This is a genomic window from Agreia sp. Leaf244 (genome assembly GCF_001422695.1).
Taxonomy (GTDB): Bacteria; Actinomycetota; Actinomycetes; order Actinomycetales; family Microbacteriaceae; genus Agreia.
Window position 1 is genome coordinate 966,317 of record NZ_LMLX01000001.1, and the last position, 19,024, is coordinate 985,340.

18 protein-coding genes and 1 tRNA gene are annotated in these 19,024 nt (G+C 68.0%); 7 read left to right on the plus strand and 12 right to left on the minus strand.

Features of this window, described 5'->3' with window-relative positions; all coding sequences use genetic code 11:
- The 8 genes from ASF06_RS04465 to ASF06_RS04495 all read right to left on the minus strand — a co-directional run bounded on the left by ASF06_RS04465 (position 1) and on the right by ASF06_RS04495 (position 9,210).
- Positions 1–687: a response regulator gene (locus ASF06_RS04465; protein WP_055943812.1), complete on the minus strand. Its 687-nt coding sequence runs from the start codon at positions 685–687 to the stop codon at positions 1–3.
- On the minus strand, positions 684–3,293 hold the full coding sequence (locus ASF06_RS04470; RefSeq protein ID WP_055943815.1) for an ATP-binding protein: 2,610 nt from the start codon (positions 3,291–3,293) through the stop codon (positions 684–686). Before ASF06_RS04470 ends, ASF06_RS04465 begins: the two co-directional genes overlap by 4 nt.
- Positions 3,294–3,295: 2 nt before the next feature.
- The gene (kdpC, locus tag ASF06_RS04475) at positions 3,296–3,907 is read right to left on the minus strand and encodes a potassium-transporting ATPase subunit KdpC (RefSeq protein ID WP_055943818.1); all 612 of its coding nucleotides are present in this window, start codon (positions 3,905–3,907) and stop codon (positions 3,296–3,298) included.
- An 87-nt stretch (positions 3,908–3,994) separates the two neighbouring features.
- Positions 3,995–6,100, minus strand: a complete 2,106-nt coding sequence (gene kdpB / locus ASF06_RS04480; protein ID WP_055943821.1) for a potassium-transporting ATPase subunit KdpB — start codon at positions 6,098–6,100, stop codon at positions 3,995–3,997.
- A 5-nt stretch (positions 6,101–6,105) separates the two neighbouring features.
- Positions 6,106–7,782 (minus strand): potassium-transporting ATPase subunit KdpA, encoded by a 1,677-nt coding sequence (gene kdpA / locus ASF06_RS04485; RefSeq protein WP_055943824.1) that lies wholly within the window; start codon positions 7,780–7,782, stop codon positions 6,106–6,108.
- A gap of 2 nt (positions 7,783–7,784) precedes the next feature.
- Positions 7,785–7,874, minus strand: a complete 90-nt coding sequence (kdpF, locus tag ASF06_RS19370; protein ID WP_157412196.1) for a K(+)-transporting ATPase subunit F — start codon at positions 7,872–7,874, stop codon at positions 7,785–7,787.
- A gap of 644 nt (positions 7,875–8,518) precedes the next feature.
- Positions 8,519–8,734, minus strand: coding sequence for a hypothetical protein (locus tag ASF06_RS04490; protein ID WP_055943827.1), 216 nt, complete (start codon positions 8,732–8,734; stop codon positions 8,519–8,521).
- Positions 8,735–8,808: 74 nt separating this feature from the next.
- Positions 8,809–9,210, minus strand: a complete 402-nt coding sequence (locus ASF06_RS04495) for a winged helix-turn-helix transcriptional regulator (RefSeq protein ID WP_082500685.1) — start codon at positions 9,208–9,210, stop codon at positions 8,809–8,811.
- Between the two features lie 136 nt (positions 9,211–9,346).
- Here ASF06_RS04495 and ASF06_RS04500 point away from each other — a divergent pair, with 136 nt between their 5' ends.
- On the plus strand, positions 9,347–9,958 hold the full coding sequence (locus tag ASF06_RS04500) for an NADPH-dependent FMN reductase (RefSeq protein ID WP_055943830.1): 612 nt from the start codon (positions 9,347–9,349) through the stop codon (positions 9,956–9,958).
- 51 nt (positions 9,959–10,009) lie between these two features.
- Here ASF06_RS04500 and ASF06_RS04505 read toward each other — a convergent pair whose 3' ends face one another.
- The gene (locus ASF06_RS04505; RefSeq protein ID WP_055944186.1) at positions 10,010–10,624 is read right to left on the minus strand and encodes a GNAT family N-acetyltransferase; all 615 of its coding nucleotides are present in this window, start codon (positions 10,622–10,624) and stop codon (positions 10,010–10,012) included.
- An 81-nt stretch (positions 10,625–10,705) separates the two neighbouring features.
- Here ASF06_RS04505 and pdxR point away from each other — a divergent pair, with 81 nt between their 5' ends.
- Together pdxR and ASF06_RS04515 are read left to right on the plus strand one after the other, a co-directional pair.
- Positions 10,706–12,154, plus strand: coding sequence for a MocR-like pyridoxine biosynthesis transcription factor PdxR (pdxR, locus tag ASF06_RS04510; protein ID WP_055943834.1), 1,449 nt, complete (start codon positions 10,706–10,708; stop codon positions 12,152–12,154).
- A gap of 61 nt (positions 12,155–12,215) precedes the next feature.
- Complete coding sequence (locus tag ASF06_RS04515) at positions 12,216–12,848, plus strand: GrpB family protein (protein ID WP_055943838.1); 633 nt, start codon at positions 12,216–12,218, stop codon at positions 12,846–12,848.
- A 15-nt stretch (positions 12,849–12,863) separates the two neighbouring features.
- Here ASF06_RS04515 and ASF06_RS04520 read toward each other — a convergent pair whose 3' ends face one another.
- From ASF06_RS04520 to ASF06_RS04530, 3 genes are all read right to left on the minus strand, one after another.
- On the minus strand, positions 12,864–13,481 hold the full coding sequence (locus ASF06_RS04520) for a uracil-DNA glycosylase family protein (protein WP_235500889.1): 618 nt from the start codon (positions 13,479–13,481) through the stop codon (positions 12,864–12,866).
- Positions 13,478–14,431, minus strand: coding sequence for a GGDEF domain-containing protein (locus ASF06_RS04525; RefSeq protein ID WP_055943844.1), 954 nt, complete (start codon positions 14,429–14,431; stop codon positions 13,478–13,480). Before ASF06_RS04525 ends, ASF06_RS04520 begins: the two co-directional genes overlap by 4 nt.
- A gap of 111 nt (positions 14,432–14,542) precedes the next feature.
- Positions 14,543–14,626 (minus strand) — tRNA-Leu (locus ASF06_RS04530).
- A 289-nt stretch (positions 14,627–14,915) separates the two neighbouring features.
- Here ASF06_RS04530 and ASF06_RS04535 point away from each other — a divergent pair.
- Genes ASF06_RS04535 through ASF06_RS04550 form a run of 4 tightly spaced genes read left to right on the plus strand, consistent with a single transcriptional unit; the run spans position 14,916 to position 19,022 of the window.
- Positions 14,916–15,719, plus strand: coding sequence for an FhaA domain-containing protein (locus ASF06_RS04535; protein WP_082480315.1), 804 nt, complete (start codon positions 14,916–14,918; stop codon positions 15,717–15,719).
- On the plus strand, positions 15,716–16,303 hold the full coding sequence (locus ASF06_RS04540; RefSeq protein ID WP_055943847.1) for an FHA domain-containing protein FhaB/FipA: 588 nt from the start codon (positions 15,716–15,718) through the stop codon (positions 16,301–16,303). The genes ASF06_RS04535 and ASF06_RS04540 overlap by 4 nt, the downstream gene beginning before the upstream one ends.
- A gap of 3 nt (positions 16,304–16,306) precedes the next feature.
- Complete coding sequence (locus tag ASF06_RS04545) at positions 16,307–17,623, plus strand: PP2C family protein-serine/threonine phosphatase (protein WP_055943849.1); 1,317 nt, start codon at positions 16,307–16,309, stop codon at positions 17,621–17,623.
- A 22-nt stretch (positions 17,624–17,645) separates the two neighbouring features.
- The gene (locus tag ASF06_RS04550; protein WP_235497319.1) at positions 17,646–19,022 is read left to right on the plus strand and encodes an FtsW/RodA/SpoVE family cell cycle protein; all 1,377 of its coding nucleotides are present in this window, start codon (positions 17,646–17,648) and stop codon (positions 19,020–19,022) included.
- Positions 19,023–19,024: the final 2 nt, after the last annotated feature.

Below are 19,024 nucleotides of genomic sequence, written 5' to 3' on the forward strand. Positions count from 1 at the left end.
TCAGACCACGAAGCGGTAGCCCATGCCGGCCTCGGTCAACAGATGCCGTGGCCGCGCCGGTTCGCGCTCGAGCTTCTTGCGCAGCTGGGCGAGATACACGCGCAGGTAGCCCGAGTCGTTCGTGTGGTTCGGCCCCCACACCGCGGTGAGCAGCGCCGCCCGCGTGACGAGTCGACCGGGGCTCCGCACCAGGGTCTCGAGAATGATCCATTCCGTCGGCGTGAGCCTCACGGTCTCGTCGCCACCGGCATCCGATCGCTTGGTGACCCGCTTGGCCGAGAGGTCGACGGTGACGTCGCCGAAGGCGATCAGCGCCTCGTCGCCGGCCGACGGAACACGTCGGGTGAGGGCCCGGATGCGCGCGAGCAGCTCGTCGATGGCGAACGGCTTGGTGACGTAGTCGTCGGCGCCCGCGTCGAGCGCGAGCACCTTCTCCGCGCCGTCGGTTCGGCCCGAGACCACGAGAATAGGCACCTGCGACCAGCCGCGCAGACCCTCGATGACCTCGATGCCCGTCAGCTTCGGCATGCCGAGATCGAGCATGACCAGATCCGGATGCTCGTCGATCGCCGCGTTGAGAGCCTCGGCTCCGTCGCGGGCCACTACCACGTCGTAGCCGCGAGCCCGGAGCGTCACCGAGAGGGCGCGCAGGATCTGGGGGTCGTCGTCGGCGATGAGAATCTTCATTGCTGCTCCTCGAGATCGTCGGCCGACCGTTCATGTGGCGCCGTGGGCAGCGAGACGACCATGGTCAGCCCGCCTCCGGGGGTGTCCTCTGCCTCGATGGTTCCGCCCATGCCCTCGACGAAGCCCTTCGACAGGGCGAGGCCCAGCCCCAGGCCGGTCGAGTTGTCGGTGTCGCCGAGGCGCTGGAACGGAACGAAGATCTCGTCTCGTCTCTCGCCCGGCACGCCCGGCCCACTGTCGACGACCCGCAGCTCGACGCGACCGCGGAAGTCGCTGGCCGACAGACGCACCCTCGCGCCATCCGGTGAGAACCGCACGGCGTTCGACAGCAGGTTCACCAGAACGCGCTGCAGCAGGATCTCGTCGGCCAGCACGGGGGGCAGCACGTCGCCGCCGAGCGAGAGCTCCACGCGATCGGGGCCGAGCTCCAACTCGTCGAGGGCGGGAACGATCACGTCTTCGACGTCGATCGGGTGCACCGAGACCGCCAGCACGCCCGCCTCGACCCGGCTCACGTCGAGCAGGTCGGTCACGAGGGTGGCGAGGGCGTCGAGGCTCTCCTGGGCGGTGTCGAGCAGTTCCGCTCGATCATCCGAACTGAGCTGCACCTCGGTCGAGCGCAACCCGCTGACCGCAGCCGTCGCCGCCGTCAGCGGGCGCCGCAGGTCGTGGCCGACTGCTGCGAGGAGTGCGCTGCGCATACGATCCGCCACGGCGAGCGGTCCAACTTCGCTGGCCGTTGCGGCCAGGTCCCTGTGCTCGAGAGCCTGCTCCATCTGGGCGGTGATAACCGCGAGCAGCCGACGCTCGGATGCCGCGAGGTCGGGGCCGCACAGCTCGAGCGTGGCGCGGTCGCCGACGGGAACGATCGAGTCACGCCCGTTCGTCGAGCCACGCCCGTTCGTCGAGCCTGTCCCGTTCGTCGAGCCTGTCCCGTTCGTCGAGCCTGTCGAGACGGCTTTCCCTTCGACAGGCTCAGGGAACGGCGCAGTCGACACGGCCAGCACAGTGCCGTCGTCGCCCTTGAGGCGCACCTCGCTCAGACTGAAGGCCTCCCGCGTCCTGTCGACGAGAGCCTGAAGCGCATCCTGCCCACGCAGCACGCTGCCGGCCACGGTCGCGAGCAGCTCCGACTCGGCGGCCGCTCGTCGCGCTTGACGAGCACGCCGCGCCGCCCTGTCGACAACAACGCTCACGAGCACGGCGTTCACGACATACAGGCCGAGCGCAAGCAGGTGCAGCGGCTCGCCGACCGAGACCGTGTAGAGCGGATCGACGAAGAAGAAGTCGAGCGTGAGACCCGAGAGCAGCGCGGCGAACAGGGCAGGCCAGATGCCGCCGACCAACGCCACCAGAACGACCAGCAGCTGGAAGGTCAGCACGTCCGAGGTGATCGACTCGTCCGACCTCAGTGAGACGAGCAGCCAGGTCACCAGCGGCCCACCGCCGAGGGCGAGCACGAATCCGAGCACGCGACGGCGCACGGTCAGCGATCCGGTGAAACGAGGAAGAGAGAGCCGCCCTCCGGCCGCCGCGTGCGTCACGATGTGCACGTCGATGTCACCGGATGCGCGGATCACGGTCGCGCCGATGCCCGGCCCCGACAGGGCCGCGCTGAGTCGGCTGCGACGGCTCACGCCGATCACGAGCTGGGTCGCGTTCACGCCGCGGGCGTAGTCGACGAGGGCGGCCGGGATGTCGTCGCCGACCACCTGATGGAAGGTTCCGCCGAGCGATTCCACGAGCGAGCGCTGGGCCGCGAGTGCGCCGGGATGCGCCGCGCGCAGGCCGTCCTGGCTGGTGACGTGAACGGCCACCAGCGTGCCGCCGGCCGACCGGGCTGCGATGCGGGCGCCGCGCTTCAGCAGCGTCTCCCCCTCGGGTCCGCCGGTCAGGGCGACGACCACGCGCTCCCTGGCCTCCCACTTGCTCGCGATGCCGTGGTCGGCGCGATACGACGTGAGCGCCGAGTCGACCTCGTCGGCCAGCCAGAGCAGGGCGAGCTCACGAAGGGCGGTGAGGTTGCCGAGCCGGAAGTAGTTCGAGAGCGCGGCATCGATGCGCTCGGCCGGATAGACCCGCCCGTCGGCCAGCCGGTCGCGCAGGGCCTGGGGCGCCAAGTCGACGACCTCGAGCTGGTCGGCCGCGCGCACGACCCGATCGGGCACGGTCTCCTGCTGCCTGGCACCCGTGATCTGCTCCACGACGTCGCCGAGCGACTCGAGGTGCTGGATGTTCACGGTCGTCATCACGTCGATGCCGGCGTCGAGCAGTGCCTCGACGTCGTTCCAGCGCTTCGGGTTGCGGGAGCCCGGCGCGTTGCTGTGGGCGAGCTCGTCGACGAGCGCGACGTCCGGATGCCGCTCGAGCACCGCATCCAGATCCATCTCGCTCAGCGTCACCCCGCGGTGGGTCACAGCGACGCGCGGCACGACCTCGAGGCCGGCCACCATGCGGGCGGTGGCCTCGCGGCCGTGGGTTTCGACCACAGCGACCACGACGTCGCGCCCCTCGGCCGCAAGACGCGAGCCCTCTTCGAGCATCGTGTAGGTCTTGCCCACGCCGGGCGCGGCGCCGAGCAGCACGCGCAGCCGACCCCGCGACATCGTCAGTCGGCCAGCGCGGCGAGCGCGAGGTTGAGTTCGAGCACGTTCACGGTGGGGTCACCGAGAATGCCGAGGTCGCGTGCCTGTATGTGATTCTCGACGAGCTCTGCCACCTCGTCTTCGGGGAGATCTCGGGCCTCGGCGATGCGCGGCACCTGAAGGCGCGCGTACTCCGGGCTGATCTGGGGGTCGAGACCGGATGCGGATGCGGTCACGGCATCTGCGGGAACCTCGGACTCCGACACGCCCTCCAGTTTAGCGACCGAGGCCAGTCGGTCGCCGATGGCGGCGATGAGATCGGGGTTCTCGGGCCCGTAGTTGCTGCCGCTCGAGGCGGAGGCGTCGTACCCGTCACCGGCAGCAGACGGGCGTGACTGGAACCACTCGGGCTGGGCCGCCCCGTCGGCGTCGGTGAACGACTGGCCGATGAGGGCCGAACCGACCGTCTGGCCGTCGGCATCCTGAACCAGCTGGCCGTTGGCCTGCGCCGGCATCGCCAGCTGGCCGACGCCCGTGATGACGGCGGTGTACCCGACGCCGAGCACGGCGGTGAGGACCACCATGGCGCGGATCGCCACCCAGTACTGGCGGCCGGACCGTGAACGTGAACTCATTTTCTTAGCTTCTCTCTGTATGAATGCGGCCCTTCGACAACCTCAGGGAACGACGTCCGTTCCCTGAGCCTGTCGAAGGGAAAATGCCTAGAACCCGGGGATCAGACTGACGACGAGGTCGACCAGCTTGATGCCGATGAACGGCGCGACCACCCCGCCGAGTCCGTAGACCAGCAGGTTGCGGCCCAGGATGCGCGAGGCCGACAGCGCCCGGTACTTCACGCCGCGAAGGGCCAGCGGCACGAGCACCACGATGATGACCGCGTTGAAGATGATCGCCGACAGGATCGCCGACGCCGGCGAGTGCAGCTGCATGATGTTCAGCAGCGCGAGCCCTGGGAACACCCCCGCGAACATGGCCGGGATGATCGCGAAGTACTTGGCCACGTCGTTCGCGATCGAGAACGTGGTGAGCGCCCCGCGGGTGATGAGCAGCTGCTTGCCGATGCGCACGATGTCGATGAGCTTGGTCGGGTCGCTGTCGAGGTCGACCATGTTGCCGGCCTCCTTCGCGGCCGACGTGCCCGTGTTCATCGCCACGCCCACGTCTGCCTGGGCAAGGGCGGGCGCGTCGTTCGTACCGTCTCCGGTCATGGCGACGAGGTTGCCGCCCTCCTGCTCGCGCTTGATCAGCTCGAGCTTCTGCTCCGGCGTCGCCTCGGCGAGGAAGTCGTCGACCCCGGCCTCGGCCGCGATCGCCGCCGCCGTGAGGGGGTTGTCACCCGTGACCATCACGGTGCGGATGCCCATGGCCCGCAGCTCCGCGAATCGCTCGGCGATGCCCTCCTTCACGATGTCCTTCAGGTAGACGACACCCAGGATGCGGGCTTCGCCCGGCTGCTCCCCGACGGGCGCCGCCTTGGTGGCGACTACCAGGGGCGTGCCGCCCGCGTTCGAGATGCGCTCGACGTGCTCGTCGAGCTGCGCGATCGTCGACGACGCCGCCCTTCCGGACTCCTCCACCCAGGCGAGCACGGCAGAACCGGCGCCCTTGCGGATCTGCGACCCGTCGGGCAGGTCGAGCCCCGACATCCGGGTCTGCGCGGTGAACGGCACGATCACTCCGTCGATGTCGACGGGCCGGTCGAAGCCCTTCGTCTCTGCGAGCGTCACGATCGACTTGCCCTCCGGCGTGGGGTCGGCGAGCGACGACGTGGCGGCGGCCTGGATGAGTTCCAGCGGCGCGACGCCGTCGAGGGCCGTGAACTCGGCCGCCTGCCGGTTGCCGTAGGTGATGGTTCCGGTCTTGTCCATGAGCAGCGTGGTCACGTCGCCCGCGGCCTCGACGGCACGGCCCGACATGGCCAGCACATTGTGCTGCACCAGGCGGTCCATGCCCGCGATGCCGATGGCCGAGAGCAGCGCGCCGATGGTGGTCGGGATCAGGCAGACGAGCAGCGCCACGAGCACCGGAACGCTGACCGACGCGGCCGAGTATCCGGCGATCGGGTTGAGGGTCAGCACGACCACGACGAAGATCACCGACAGGCTGGCGAGCAGGATGTTGAGCGCGATCTCGTTCGGCGTCTTCTGCCGGGCGGCCCCCTCGACGAGCGCGATCATGCGGTCGACGAACGTCTCGCCGGGCTTCGACGTGATGCGCACGACGATGCGGTCGGAGAGCACGCGGGTGCCTCCGGTGACGGCGCTGCGGTCTCCGCCCGACTCCCGCACGACGGGCGCGGACTCGCCGGTGATGGCCGACTCGTCGACCGAGGCGATGCCCCACACGATGTCGCCATCGCCGGGGATCAGCTCCCCCGCCTCGACCACGACGTGGTCGCCGAGGGTGAGGTCGGCGCTCGAGACGGGACGGGTCTGCGCACGCAGGCCACCGGCATCCGTCTCGGCGTCGTATGACGCGATCACGTTCGCGGTGGTCGAGGTGCGGGTCTGGCGCAGGCTGTCGGCCTGGGCCTTGCCGCGGCCCTCGGCCACCGACTCGGCGAGGTTCGCGAAGATGACGGTGAGCCAGAGCCATACGGCGATGCCCGCCGTGAAGGTGACCGGCACGGCCCCGCCACCGGATGAGGCCGGCCCGCCGAGAAACGGCTCGGCGACGGCCAGCAGGGTCGTAAGCACGGCGCCGACCTCGACGACGAACATCACGGGGTTGTGCCACATCTGGCGTGGATCGAGCTTGCGGAACGCGCCGGGGAGCGCGGGAACGAAAGTCGTGGTGAGGGTGGACATGAGTGTTACTGCAGCCCTTCAGCGAGCGGTGCGAGTGCGAGAACGGGGAAATAGGTGAGGGCCGAGACGATGATCGTGACGCCCACGAGCAGGCCCACGAACTGCGGGCGATGCGTCGGCAGGGTGCCTGCCGTGGAGGGGATCTTCGGCTGGGCGGCCAGGGAGCCCGCGAGCGCGAGCACCAGAACGATCGGAATGAACCGACCGAACAGCATGGCCATGCCGAGCGCCGTGTTGAACCACGGGGTGTTCGCCGTGAGTCCCGCGAAGGCCGACCCGTTGTTGTTGGCCGCCGAGGTGAACGCGTAGAGCACCTCGGTGAGCCCGTGCAGTCCGGGGTTCCAGATCGACGTGCTCTCGACGTCGTCGCGGATCGCGGGAATCGCGAAGCTCAGCGCCGTTCCGGCGAGCACCAGCGTCGGGGTGACCAGGATGTAGAGGCTGGCCAGCTTGATCTCCCGCGGACCGAGCTTCTTGCCCAGGTACTCGGGGGTGCGTCCGACGAGCAGGCCGGCGATGAAGACGGCGATCACGGCGAGGATCAGCATGCCGTAGAGACCCGAGCCCACGCCGCCCGGCGCGACCTCGCCGAGCATCATGTTGATGAGCGGCATCATGCCGCCGAGCGAGGTGAACGAGTCGTGCATCGAGTTGACGGCACCCGTCGAGGTGAGCGTCGAGGCCGAGCCGAACAGTGTGGAGGTGGCGATTCCGAAGCGGGTCTCCTTGCCCTCCATCGCTCCGCCCGCGAGCTGCGGGGCCGTGCCCGCGCCGCCCAGTTCGAACAGCGTCAGCGCGGTGAGCGAGACCACGAAGATGGCGGCCATCGCGGCGAGGATCGCGAAGCCCTGGCGCTTGTCGCCGACCATCACACCGAAGGTGCGTGGCAGGCTGAACGGAACAGCGAGCATGAGCACGATCTGCAGCAGGTTCGTGAAGCCGGTGGGGTTCTCGAAGGGGTGCGACGAGTTCGCATTGAAGAAGCCGCCACCGTTGGTGCCGAGCATCTTGATGGCCTCTTGGCTGGCGACGGGCCCGCCCGGGATGCTCTGGGTGCCGCCGGTCAGCGTCGTTACGTCGGTGAAGCCGGCGAAGTTCTGGATGACGCCTCCCGCGATCAGCACGATCGCGGCCAGCACCGCGATCGGCAGCAGCAGGCGCAGCGTTCCGCGGGTGAGGTCGACCCAGAAGTTGCCGAGGGTGCCCTGGCGAGTGCGGGCGAATCCGCGCACGAGGGCGATCGCCACGGCGATGCCGACGGCGGCCGAGACGAAGTTCTGCACCGCGAGGCCGGCGAGCTGCACCGTGTAGCCCATGGTGACGTCGGGCGAGTAGCTCTGCCAGTTGGTGTTCGTCACGAAGGATACGGCTGTGTTGAACGACAAGCCCTCGGGAACGGCCGGGAAGCCGAGCGAGTAAGGCAGGATCGCCTGCGCTCGCTGCAAGGCGTAGACCAGCAGCACGCCGACGAGCGAGAAGGCGAGCACGCTGCGGAGGTAGGCCATCCAGGTCTGCTCGCCCCGGGCATCCACCCCGATCAGCCTGTAGAAGCCGCGCTCGACCCGAAGGTCTTTCGACGACGAGTAGATGCGGGCCATGTAGTCGCCCAGCGGACGGTGGATCGCCACGAGGATGAGAACCAGCGCGCCGACCTGCAGAATCGCGAGAAGAGAGGAGTCCATGTCTAGAACTTCTCCGGCTTCACGAGTGCGTACACGAGGTAGGCGAGGGTGGCGACGGCCAGCACGGCCGAGAGCACGTCGAAGACGATCACAGCTTCGACACCCCCCAGGCGATGAGGCCGACGAGTGCGAACGCGGCGAAGATGCCGAGGACGTAGACGAGGTCGAGCACGGAGAACTCCATCGGATGATGTGGCATAACGCGCCCCGGTCGGGGTCGCACATCCGAGTAGATACCTGCTTTGGCCTGTGTTTCCGGGCCCTAACGGATCCCTAACGGGCGCCCCGCGCATCCATACGGTCTCGATACGCCGGCGCCGTTCCCTGAGCCCCGGTTCCCTGAGCCCCCGTTCCCTGAGCTTGTCGAAGGGAGCTTCCGTTCCCCGAGTGACCACCCGGGCGGAGATTCCCGCCCACCGGCACGCATAGGCGGCCGGTACCTCGAAACCTCCGCCCAACCGGGCGAATGGGCGGAGATACGCCAAACCAACGCACTATTCGCGTCGGATGTGCTCAGCTCCGCCCATTGCGCTGGTCGAGTAGGCCGCCTGCGGCCGTATCGAGGCCACCGTGGCAGATTTCGATACGCCAGCGCCCGTTCCCTGAGCCTGTCGAAGGGAGCTCCCGCACACCGGGCGAGTCGGCCAGCCGCCCTTCGACACGCTCAGGGAACGACTCCTCTACACGACGAAGGCCCCGGGTTCATCACCCGGGGCCCTCGATCGATCGGCTGCTGCTAGTCGCGCAGCTTCTCTTTGTAGTCGTTCTTCGCTTCGGTCGCGTCACGCTCGGCTTCGGCCCGCTTCACGTCGCCCTCCGCGCGCTTGACCTCGGCGTCCGCACGGACCTCGTCGACCTTGTCGCCGATGCGGTCCTTCGCGTCGTCGACCGCCTCGCCGATCTTCTTACCGGTGGCCTGTGCAGCGTCTTTGGCGTTCTCGAGAAAACCCATGAGTTCGTTCCTTCCGGTTGCTTTTCTCCACGGTATGAGCGTCCGCTGAGAGTTGCCGGGGAGCCCTCTAGGCGTCAGCCGTCGAAGCGACGCCGGCTTTCCTCGATCTCGGACTGGTGCTGCTGGGTCCACCGAATAAACGCGCGCACCGGCTCGCTCAGCGTCTCGCCGAGTTCGGTGAGCTCGTACTCGACGCGCGGCGGCGATTCCGGGTAGCTGGTCCGGCTGACCAGGCCGTCTCTCTCGAGCGAGCGAAGCGTGCGGGTGAGCATCCGGTGCGAGATGCCCTCGACCGTGTTCATCAGAGCCGTGAACCGCATCGGGCCGTCGTCGAGGGCTCGAATGACGGGCATCGACCAGCGGTCGCCCGTCATGGTGAAGATGTCGCGAACGAGGTTTCGGGTGCCCGGAACTTCGCACGCCTTCTCCACCCCCGCAATCGATTCCACAGCGGTCGCGATAGACAATGCCGCCATCTCGGATTACTTCCCTTCGTGTGCGTGACGCACTCCAAAGTGCGCGGTGAGAGGCGGGACTAAAACGCGCGCTCGACCTCTTCGTATGACTGACAACGTGCGTTAGGCACGAAAAGTTCCTAAGGAGAGAATCCAGATGACCAAGATCGCAATCATTCTCGGCAGCACGCGCCCCGGACGCAACGGAGAGGCCGTGGCGAAGTGGGTGCGCGACATCGCCGTGCAGCGCGACGACGCGACCTTCGAGCTCGTCGACCTGGCCGACTTCCCGCTCCCCCACCTCGACGAGCCCGGCTCGGCTGCGTGGGGCAACTACCAGAACGAGCACACCAAGGCATGGTCGGCCAAAATCGCCGAGTTCGACGGCTTCGTCTTCGTGACCCCCGAGTACAACCACTCGACCTCCGGTGTTCTGAAGAACGCCCTCGACTACCTCTATAAGGAGTGGAACAACAAGGCCGCAGCCTTCGTGAGCTACGGCGGTGTCGGCGGCGCACGTGCGGTCGAGCACCTGCGTCTCATCGCATCCGAGCTGCAGCTGGCCACTGTGCGCGCCCAGGTCGCGATCTCGCTCATGACCGAGTTCGAGAACTTCTCGGTCTTCACGCCCAGCGACTACCTGCTGCCCCAGGTCGACACCATGCTCGACCAGGTCGTGGCCTGGTCGAAGGCGCTCGAGCCGCTGCACGCCGCGGTCGCCGTGAACGACACCGCCGTTGCCGACTCTGACGAGACCGTCGCCGCCTGATCGACTGAGATCACGGCCGGCCCGTCGTCGGATGCGACGGGCCGGCTTCGCTCAGCCCCGCACCTTCTCGACGCGGCGGCGCAGACCCGCACGCACCGACGGCCACTCGCTCTCCACAATCGAGAACACGACCGTGTCGCGCAGGGTTCCGTCTGCCGTGCGGGTGTGGCTGCGCAGCACCCCGTCCTGCTTCGCGCCGAGTCTGGCGATCGCCTCGCGTGACTGCTGGTTCATCCAGTTCGTGCGGAACTCGACGGCCACGCATCCGAGCGCCTCGAAGGCGTGCCCGAGCAGCAGCAGCTTCGAGTCCGGGTTCGTGCCTGTTCCATGCACCGACGCGGCGTTCCAGGTGAAGCCGATCTCGAGCCGAGGCGTCGTGTGGTCGATGTCCATGTAGGTGGTCATGCCGATCACGCGTCCCGGCTCTCCCGTCTCGCGCTCACGCAGGCGGGTGACGAACGGAAGCATCGAGCCCTCCTGCTGCAGCCCGAGTCGTCGATCGATCTCGGCGCGCATGCCCTCGGGCGATGGCACCGTCGTGTACCAGAGCTTCCAGAGCTCACCGTCGCGCACGGCATCGGCGAGTCCGTCGTGGTGATCGTGGCTGAGCGGCTCCAGAACGACGTGGGTTCCCGACAGGGTGACAGGGGTGATCGCGAGTGTCATGCGATCGAGTCTGCCCGCCACAGTGGTTCATCGACTATGCCACTATTGGCCGAAACGATGAGACCAGTTTTGAGGAGCATCATGCGGCACGCGCGCGCCATCGACATCGCAGAGCTGATCGCCGCCGACGGCCCCGGCAGCTCGCGCGAACGACTGTCGGCGGGGCTCCGGGCGGCCATTCTCAGCGGGCGCATGCGGCCGGGCGACGCGGTGCCGTCGAGCCGCGCCGTCGCATCCGCCGTCGGTGTCGCGAGGGGCACCGTCGTGCGCATCTACGACGAGCTGTCGGGAGAGGGATACCTCGAGACCGTCGCGGGGTCGGGCACCTTCGTGTCGACAAGCGTGCCCGTGCGCACACCGCATGACGGCGCAGGGCCCTCCGACGAGGCTCCGAAGGTCCACGGCACGATCGATCCGTCTCGCTCCCCCGGCCGATCCATCGAGCTGCGCCCAGGCATCCCCTCGACCGCGTCGATCGCGCGCGGCGACTGGGCCTCGGCCTGGCGTCGGGCGACCGCGGGCGAACCGGCCGCCGTCTACCCGCCACCCGCGGGTCTGCCGGCCCTGCGCGAGCAGATCGCGCGGCACCTGTTCCACTCGCGCGGCCTCGCCTGCGACCCCGACGACGTGATCGTCACCTCTGGGGCGCGCGAGGGCCTGGCCCTGGTCGCGCTCGGCCTTTCGGCTCGGCTCGGCGAGCGGTTGCGGGTCGGATGCGAGAACCCGGGTCATGTGGGCAGCCGCGCGGTGCTCGGTCGTCTCGGCGCCGAGATCGTGCCGATCGAGGTCGTCGACGGAGGGGTCGACTTCGCTTCGGTGCAGAACTCGACCATTTCGGCGCTGCTCGTCACACCGAGTCACCAGTATCCCCTCGGCGGCAGTCTCGACGTGGGGCGGCGGCTACAGCTGCTCGAGTGGGCCGAGCGAACGAACGCGATCATCATCGAAGACGACTACGACAGCGAATTCCGGCATGGTCGCAGGGCGCTGCCGTCTATCGCCTCGCTCGACGAGTCCGGCCGCGTCGTTCACGTCGGCAGCTACTCGAAGGTGATCACGCCCTGGCTGCGCTGCGGCTACGTGGTCGCGCGCGATCCCGAGGTGCGGGCCCAGATCCTGGATGCGCGGGCCGACATCGGCGAAACCGTGTCGGGCATCCCGCAGCAAGCGCTGGCGCACTACCTCGAGAGCGGCGGACTCAGTCGGCACCTCGCTCGAACCCGTCGTGCCTACGCGCACAAACGCGCGCTCGTTCTGGATGCGCTCGGCGAGCGGGTCGGTTCGTCGCTCGAGCTGAGCGCGGTCGACGGAGGGCTGCACGCGGTGCTCTCGTCGCGCGTCGAAGCCGGAAACGCCGACCTGGCCGAGCGGCTGCAGCGACACGGAGTCTTCGTCAGCGGCCTGGCCAGGCACTACGTCGCCCCGACCCCGCGAGCGCGCGAGGGAATCGTGTTCGGCTACGGAGCGGCGACCGATCTCGAGCTGCAGGCGGCACTCGAAGCAATCCGCCGCGAGACGACCCGAGGGTGAGACCTGAGGGATGAGAGGCATCACAGCGAAGTCGAGCCCCAGCCCCTGATACGTTGAAGCGATGCCCTCCACGCGCCAGATCACCGAGTTCTCCGATGAACCGGCCGCCGGAAACCCCTGGGTCGTCGAGCCCCTGCCCACGACGATCGAGCTGGTCGAATACGACCCGGAATGGCCGACGCAGGCCCGCGAGATCCGCGAGCGGCTCAGTGAACTGCTGGGCCTCCGGGCGATCCGCATCGATCACGTCGGATCGACCGCCGTCGAGGGCCTGCCCGCCAAACCGGTCATCGACATCGATCTCACGGTGGCCGACTCCACTGACGAGGCGGGCTATGTGAGCACGCTGCAGGACGCCGGATTCGTTCTCACCGTGCGCGAGCCGTGGTGGCACGAGCACCGCCTGTTCCGTGGCGGCCGACGCGCCGACGATCGTGTCGCGCCGACCGACGGTGGGCCGGCCACGAACATCCATGTCTTCGGACCCGACAGCCCGGAGCTCATCAAGCACCTCGTCTTCCGCAACTGGCTGCGCTCGAGCGAGAGCGATCGAAAGCTGTATGCCGACGCGAAACGTGCGGCCGCCGGTGCCCAGCAGGAGCACGACGCGGTCATGGACTACAACGCTCGCAAGCAGACCGTGATCCTCGAGATCTACGAGCGCGCGTTCCGCGCCTCCGGGTTCCTCCGCTGACCCGCACCCGATTCGTCAGTCGACAGACAGCGCCCGCTGCACCTCCTGCCTGAGCCGCGGAACGGTCGTCTGTTCGAACCACGGATTGCGGGAGCGCCAGCCTCGCGCCAAGGGCGACGGATGCACGAGCGGAAAGAAGGGCAGAAACGACTCGGCCGCCCGCACGGTCTCGGTCACGGACTGCCGCTTCTGCCCGCGAAGGTAGTACCGCTGAGAGTAGGCACCCACCAGCACCGTCAGGCGCACCTCGGTCAGAGCGCTGAGAATGCGCGGATGCCACAGCGGCGCGACGTCAGGCCGAGGGGGCAGGTCGCCACTGGAACCTTTGCCGGGATAGTAGAAGTCCATGGGCAGCAGCGCGAACTGGTCGGGGTCGTAGAACGTGGCCTCCGTCACGCCGAGCCACGATCGCAGCAACCGCCCGCTGACGTCGCTCCACGGCTGCCCCGTCTCCTGCGCGACCCGGCCGGGCGCCTGTCCGATCACCAGCACGCGAGCGCGAGCCGATCCGGCGAACAGGGGCTCCCACCCCAGGTCCGTGGCCCAGGCGTTCGACGGGTGCTCCGTGATCTCCCGACGAATGCGATCGAGCTCATCCACGGGGCACTCGGCTCTGCCCGGCAAGCCGGTCACGTACCGGTCCTCCCCTTGCGCGACGCCTTGTGCAGGTAGAGGCGCTGGTCCGCGCGTTCCCTGATCGTATGCGCGGTGTCGTCGGATCGCGCTTCCGTCAGCCCGAACGACCACTGCTCGGGCGTCGACGCACGCAGCCGATCGATCAGGTCGAGCGCCTGCTGCTCCGTCGTGGCGGGCAGCACAAGAAGGAACTCGTCGCCCCCGATGCGCGCCACAGAGTCGTAGGGCCGGGTCACCGACCTGAGAGCGGCCGCATACTGCACGAGCAGGTGGTCGCCGGCGGCGTGCCCCTGCTCGTCATTGATGCGCTTGAAGTCGTCGAGGTCGATGATCACGAGCACCAGCGCCTGACCGGTCCTCGTCGAGCGCGCCAGCTCCGTCTCGATCCGCGCGTCGAGTCCGGAGCGATTCAGAACGCCGGTGAGCGGGTCGGTGGTGATCTCCTGGTCGAGTCTGCTGCGCAGGTAGCCCGCGGCTTCGAGACAGAAAGTCGACACCAGCGCGATGTTGATCCACGGCAGCAGCACCTCGTCCAGGGGGTTCACGACAAGAGCGATGCCCGACAGAACGAACCCACCCGCGGTGGCCGAGCGCGCGATCCACCGCCGATAGAACCAGCCCAGGTAGCAGGCCAGCATCGGATAGAGCAGAACGTTGTTGACGGATGCGATGGGTGCGGTCGATACCGACAGCTGCAGCGACGTGACGACGAAGAAGATGCAGGCCCCCACGAGGCCGACTCCGTTCACGAATCGCATACCGAGGGCGATCGGCGTGCCCGCGAGCACGATGGTCACCGCGATCCAGAACCAGGTCCATGCTCCGCCGAGCGAATCCCCGGTCGAGGTGACGGCATCGAGCAGGCCGCTGGCGGCGATGACCGCGCCGGCCGCCGATGTGACCCAGGCGAACGGCGGAATCGACCGCCGCGCCACCCACGCGGACATGCGGCTCACCAGGCACCCCCCAGACCTTCGATGTCGTCGAATTCTAACGAGCGGATTCAACGACGAAGGCCGGACCGGGATTTCTCCCGATCCGGCCTTCACTCGTTCGCGTGCGCGAGGGGGGACTTGAACCCCCACGCCCTTTCGAGCACTGGCACCTGAAGCCAGCGCGTCTGCCAATTCCGCCACTCGCGCGAACTTAGAGAGATTAGCACGAAGGGGCGGCGCGGGGGAATTCGGGGCGACGGATCGATGGAACGGGCGGAGATGTGCACATCCGAGCCGAATACGGGGTCGGATGTCGAAATCTCCGCCCATTCCCTTCGACAGGCTCAGGGAACGGGGGCGCCATGGTTAAGAGGTACGAGAATCACGCTTGAACACACATAGACGGCGCACTGGGTGGATTTTCACGCAACACAAGTAACATCTACCTGAGCCACGCCGCCCGGGCCGTGGCGCGCGCGCAGAAATTGGGAGACACGTGGGACTGCTGGACAACTTCGAGAAGGGTCTCGAGCGCGCCGTCAACGGTGCCTTCGCCAAGACCTTCCGCTCGGGGCTGGCACCGGTCGAGATCACCTCCGCCCTGCGTCGCGAGCTCGACACCAAGGCCGCCGTCATCTCGCGCGATCGCATCCTCGTGCCCAACTCGTTCCGCGTCATCGTGGGCCCGAACGACTACCAGCGCATGATGGCCCTCGGCCCCACGCTCAACGACGACCTCATCCAGTTCGTGCAGACCCACGCGAAGCAGCAGGGCTATCAGTTCGCCGGCGGCATCTCGATGGAGCTCGTGCAGAACGCCCGCCTCACCGACGGTCTGGTGCAGATCGAGTCGGCCAACGCGGCCGGCGAGGTCACCTGGACACCAGTGCTCGACGTGGCCGGCAAGCGCTACCCCATCACCTCGTCGCGCACCGTCATCGGCCGTGGGTCGGATGCCGACATCACCATCGACGATCCCGGCACCTCCCGCAAACACGTCGAGATCCTGTGGGACGGCAAGCGAGCCCTGGTCAAAGACCTCGGCTCCACCAACGGATCGCAGCTCAACGGCGTCGCGGTCTCGAAGGCCCCGCTCGAGCCCGAGTCGGTCATCCAGATCGGCCGCACGCGCATCGTGTTCCGAGTTCTCGCGCAGTCCGCCAGCGTCGACCAGTACTCCGACCTGCGCACGCAGCGCCAGACCCGCCCCCCAGAGCAGTTCCGCGAGCAGCGACCGCTGCCACCCCGCCCCGACCGCCCCCGCCACGACCCGGGCGGTTTCTGGAGGGACCAGAGTTGAGTGAACTCACCCTTCTGATCCTGCAGTTCGCGTTCCTCGCCCTGCTCTGGATCTTCGTCTTCGTGGTGGTCTACGCCATGCGCAGCGACCTCTTCGGTCGCCGGGTCAAGAAACTGCCGGATGCGCAGGCCGCGAGCGCCGGCGGCTTCCCCAGTGCGGCCCCGGCCGCCGCCTCCGCCGTCAGCACCAACACCCCTCCCCGCCAGCAGGCCCCTGTTCCCCAATCGAAGGTGCCGACCTTCACCCCCCTCGAGGGGTCCTCAGCCGGAACCCACCCCCGCGCCACGACCGGCAACGCCGCCCGTCTCGTCATCACCACGGGCACGAAGAGCGGCACGGAGATCCCCCTCGGAACCATGCCTCTCACCATCGGCCGCTCCACAGACTCGAGCGTCGTCATCCGCGACGACTACACCTCCACGCACCACGCCCGGCTCATGGTGTGGAACGAGGAGTGGATGCTGCAGGACCTCGACTCCACGAACGGAACCTTCCTCGACGGCAAACGCGTCACCTCCCCGGTGAACGTCCCCCTCAATACGCCCATCAAGATCGGCGCGACCAGCTTCGAGTTGCGGCGCTAGGGGATGGCCCTCGTCACATCGAGCGCCGCCATCTCCCATGTCGGCAAGATCCGCTCGAACAATCAGGACTCAGGGTTCGCCGGGCAGTCCCTGTTCGCGGTGGCCGACGGCATGGGCGGCCACGCGGGCGGCGATGTCGCATCCGCCCTGGCCATCACGCGGCTGCGTGAGATCGATGGCGAGTACGGCTCCGCCGTCGACGCCGAGTTCGCCCTGCAGGAGGCGATCGTCGCGGCCAACGCGATCCTCGCCGAGACCGTGTTCGAGCATCCCGAGCTCACCGGAATGGGCACCACGCTCTCCGCCCTCGTGCGCGTGGGCCAGAGCGTCGCCCTCGCCCACATCGGCGACTCGCGCGTCTACCGTTTTCGCGACGGCACCCTCACCCAGATCACCGCGGACCACACCTTCGTGCAGCGGCTCGTCGACTCGGGCCGCATCACGGCAGAAGAAGCGAAGACGCACCCGCGCCGATCGGTTCTGATGCGGGTGCTGGGCGACGTCGATTCGACACCGGATGTCGACCTGCAGGTCATGGACACCCGTCCCGGCGACAGATGGCTGATCTGCTCCGACGGCCTCACGGGCGTGGTCGACAACGATCACATCTCCGAGGCCCTCGCCAGCGAGATGTCGCCCGCCGACGTCGTCTCCGAACTCGTGAAGCAGGCACTCGATGGAGGGGCGCCCGACAACGTCACCATCGTGGTGGTCGACATCAGCTCCTCGTTCGACGAGCACGGCGTCGAACCCGTCACCGTCGGCTCCGCATCCAAGCCCGTGGCCTTCGAGGGCACGCTGGGGCGCCGCACCTCGCGGCTGCCCGGCCTGCGCCTGCACCCGCGAGGCCCGGCCGACCCCAGCCACTTCGAACCCGAGTCCGAGGACTACCTCGACGAGCTCATCGAAGAGAACCGCCGCCGCTCCCGCCGCCGAAAGACGGCCTGGCTCGCCGGCGCCCTCGTCATCGTTCTCGCCCTCGCGGCGGGCGCCTTCGCCGGCTACCGATGGACGCAGACGCGCTACTACGTCGGCGATGTCGACGGCCAGGTCGCGATCTTCCACGGCGTGCAGCAGACCATCGGCCCGATCGCGCTGTCCGAGGTCTACCAGACCACCGACATCCAGCTCGACGACCTGCCCGTCTACACGCAGGAGCAGGTGCGCGACACCATCAGCGCCGACTCGGTGAAGGCCGCGCTCGAGATCGTCAAGCGCCTCGGCGCCGCGGTCGAGCCCGAGTCGAGCTCGACGCCGACCCCCACACCCACGCCGTCCCCCTCATCGACGCCCGACGCCCCGGCGGCCCCCGTTGGCTGATCTCAATGCGTCGAGCCCCGTGATCGAGTCGTCGCCGATCGTTCCGGATGCCGGGCGCGGCATCCGTCGAATCCGCGTGCCCCAGAAACTCCGCAACCTCGAACTGTTCCTGCTGGTCATCGCCTGCGGAATCAACGCGTCCGCGGTCGTGCTCGTCCAGCTCGGCGCAATCGGCACCGTCGACTCCACGGTGATCACGCTCGGCGCCAGCCTCTCGGTCCTTGTGATCGCGATGCACATCGCCCTGCGCTACGTCGCCCCGAACGCCGATCCGTTCATCCTGCCCGTCGCCGCGATCCTCAACGGAATCGGCATCGCCGTGATCTATCACGTCGACCTCATCAACGGCGACACGGGCTGGGATTCGACCGCCATCAGGCAGGTCGTCTGGAGCGCGATCGCCCTGGTTTGCGCGATCGCGGTCGTCGTCATCATCCGCAACCACCGCGTGCTGCAGCGCTATACCTACGTCTTCATGTTCGCGGCATTCGTTCTGCTGCTGCTCCCCATGCTTCCCGGCATCGGGCAGGAGATCTTCGGCGCCCGCGTCTGGATCCACATCGGTCCGTTCTCCTTCCAGCCCGGTGAGATCGCCAAGATCCTGCTCGCCATCTTCTTCGCCGGATTCCTCGTGCAGCGTCGCGACACCCTGTCGCTCGTGGGCCGCAAGGTGCTGGGCGTGCGGTTCCCGCGGGCACGCGACCTGGGGCCCATCATCGTGATCTGGGCGCTGTCGATGTCGGTCATCGTGTTCCAACGGGACCTCGGCACGGCCCTGCTCTACTTCGGGCTCTTCGTGGTGATGCTCTACGTCGCGACCGGCCGCACGAGCTGGATCCTGCTCGGCGGCGGGCTCTTCCTCGCCGGTGCCGTGGTCGCGAGCCAGACCCTCACCTACGTCAACGATCGCTTCAATGCCTGGCTCGACCCCTTCAGCCAGAAGAACTACGACGATGTCGGCGGCAGCTTCCAGCTCGTGCAGGGCATCTTCGGGCTCGCCAACGGCGGCCTCGTCGGCACCGGGCTCGGCCGTGGTCGACCCGACATCACGCCCCTGGCTCAGAGCGACTTCATCATCTCGGCGATCGGAGAAGAGCTGGGACTCGCCGGCCTGTTCGCGATCCTCTGCCTGTACCTGCTCCTCATCGCGCGCGGACTGCGGATCAGCTTCGCGGGCCACGACGACTTCGGCCGGCTGCTCGGCGTCGGCCTGTCGTTCGTGATCGCCCTGCAGTGCTTCGTCGTCATCGGCGGAGTCACCCGGGTGATCCCGCTGACCGGCCTCACGACGCCGTTCCTGGCCTCGGGCGGATCGTCGCTCATGGCCAACTGGATCATCGTCGCGCTGCTCCTGCGCCTGTCGGACACAGTCCGCAACCAGCCAAGGCTGGTGATCTAGTC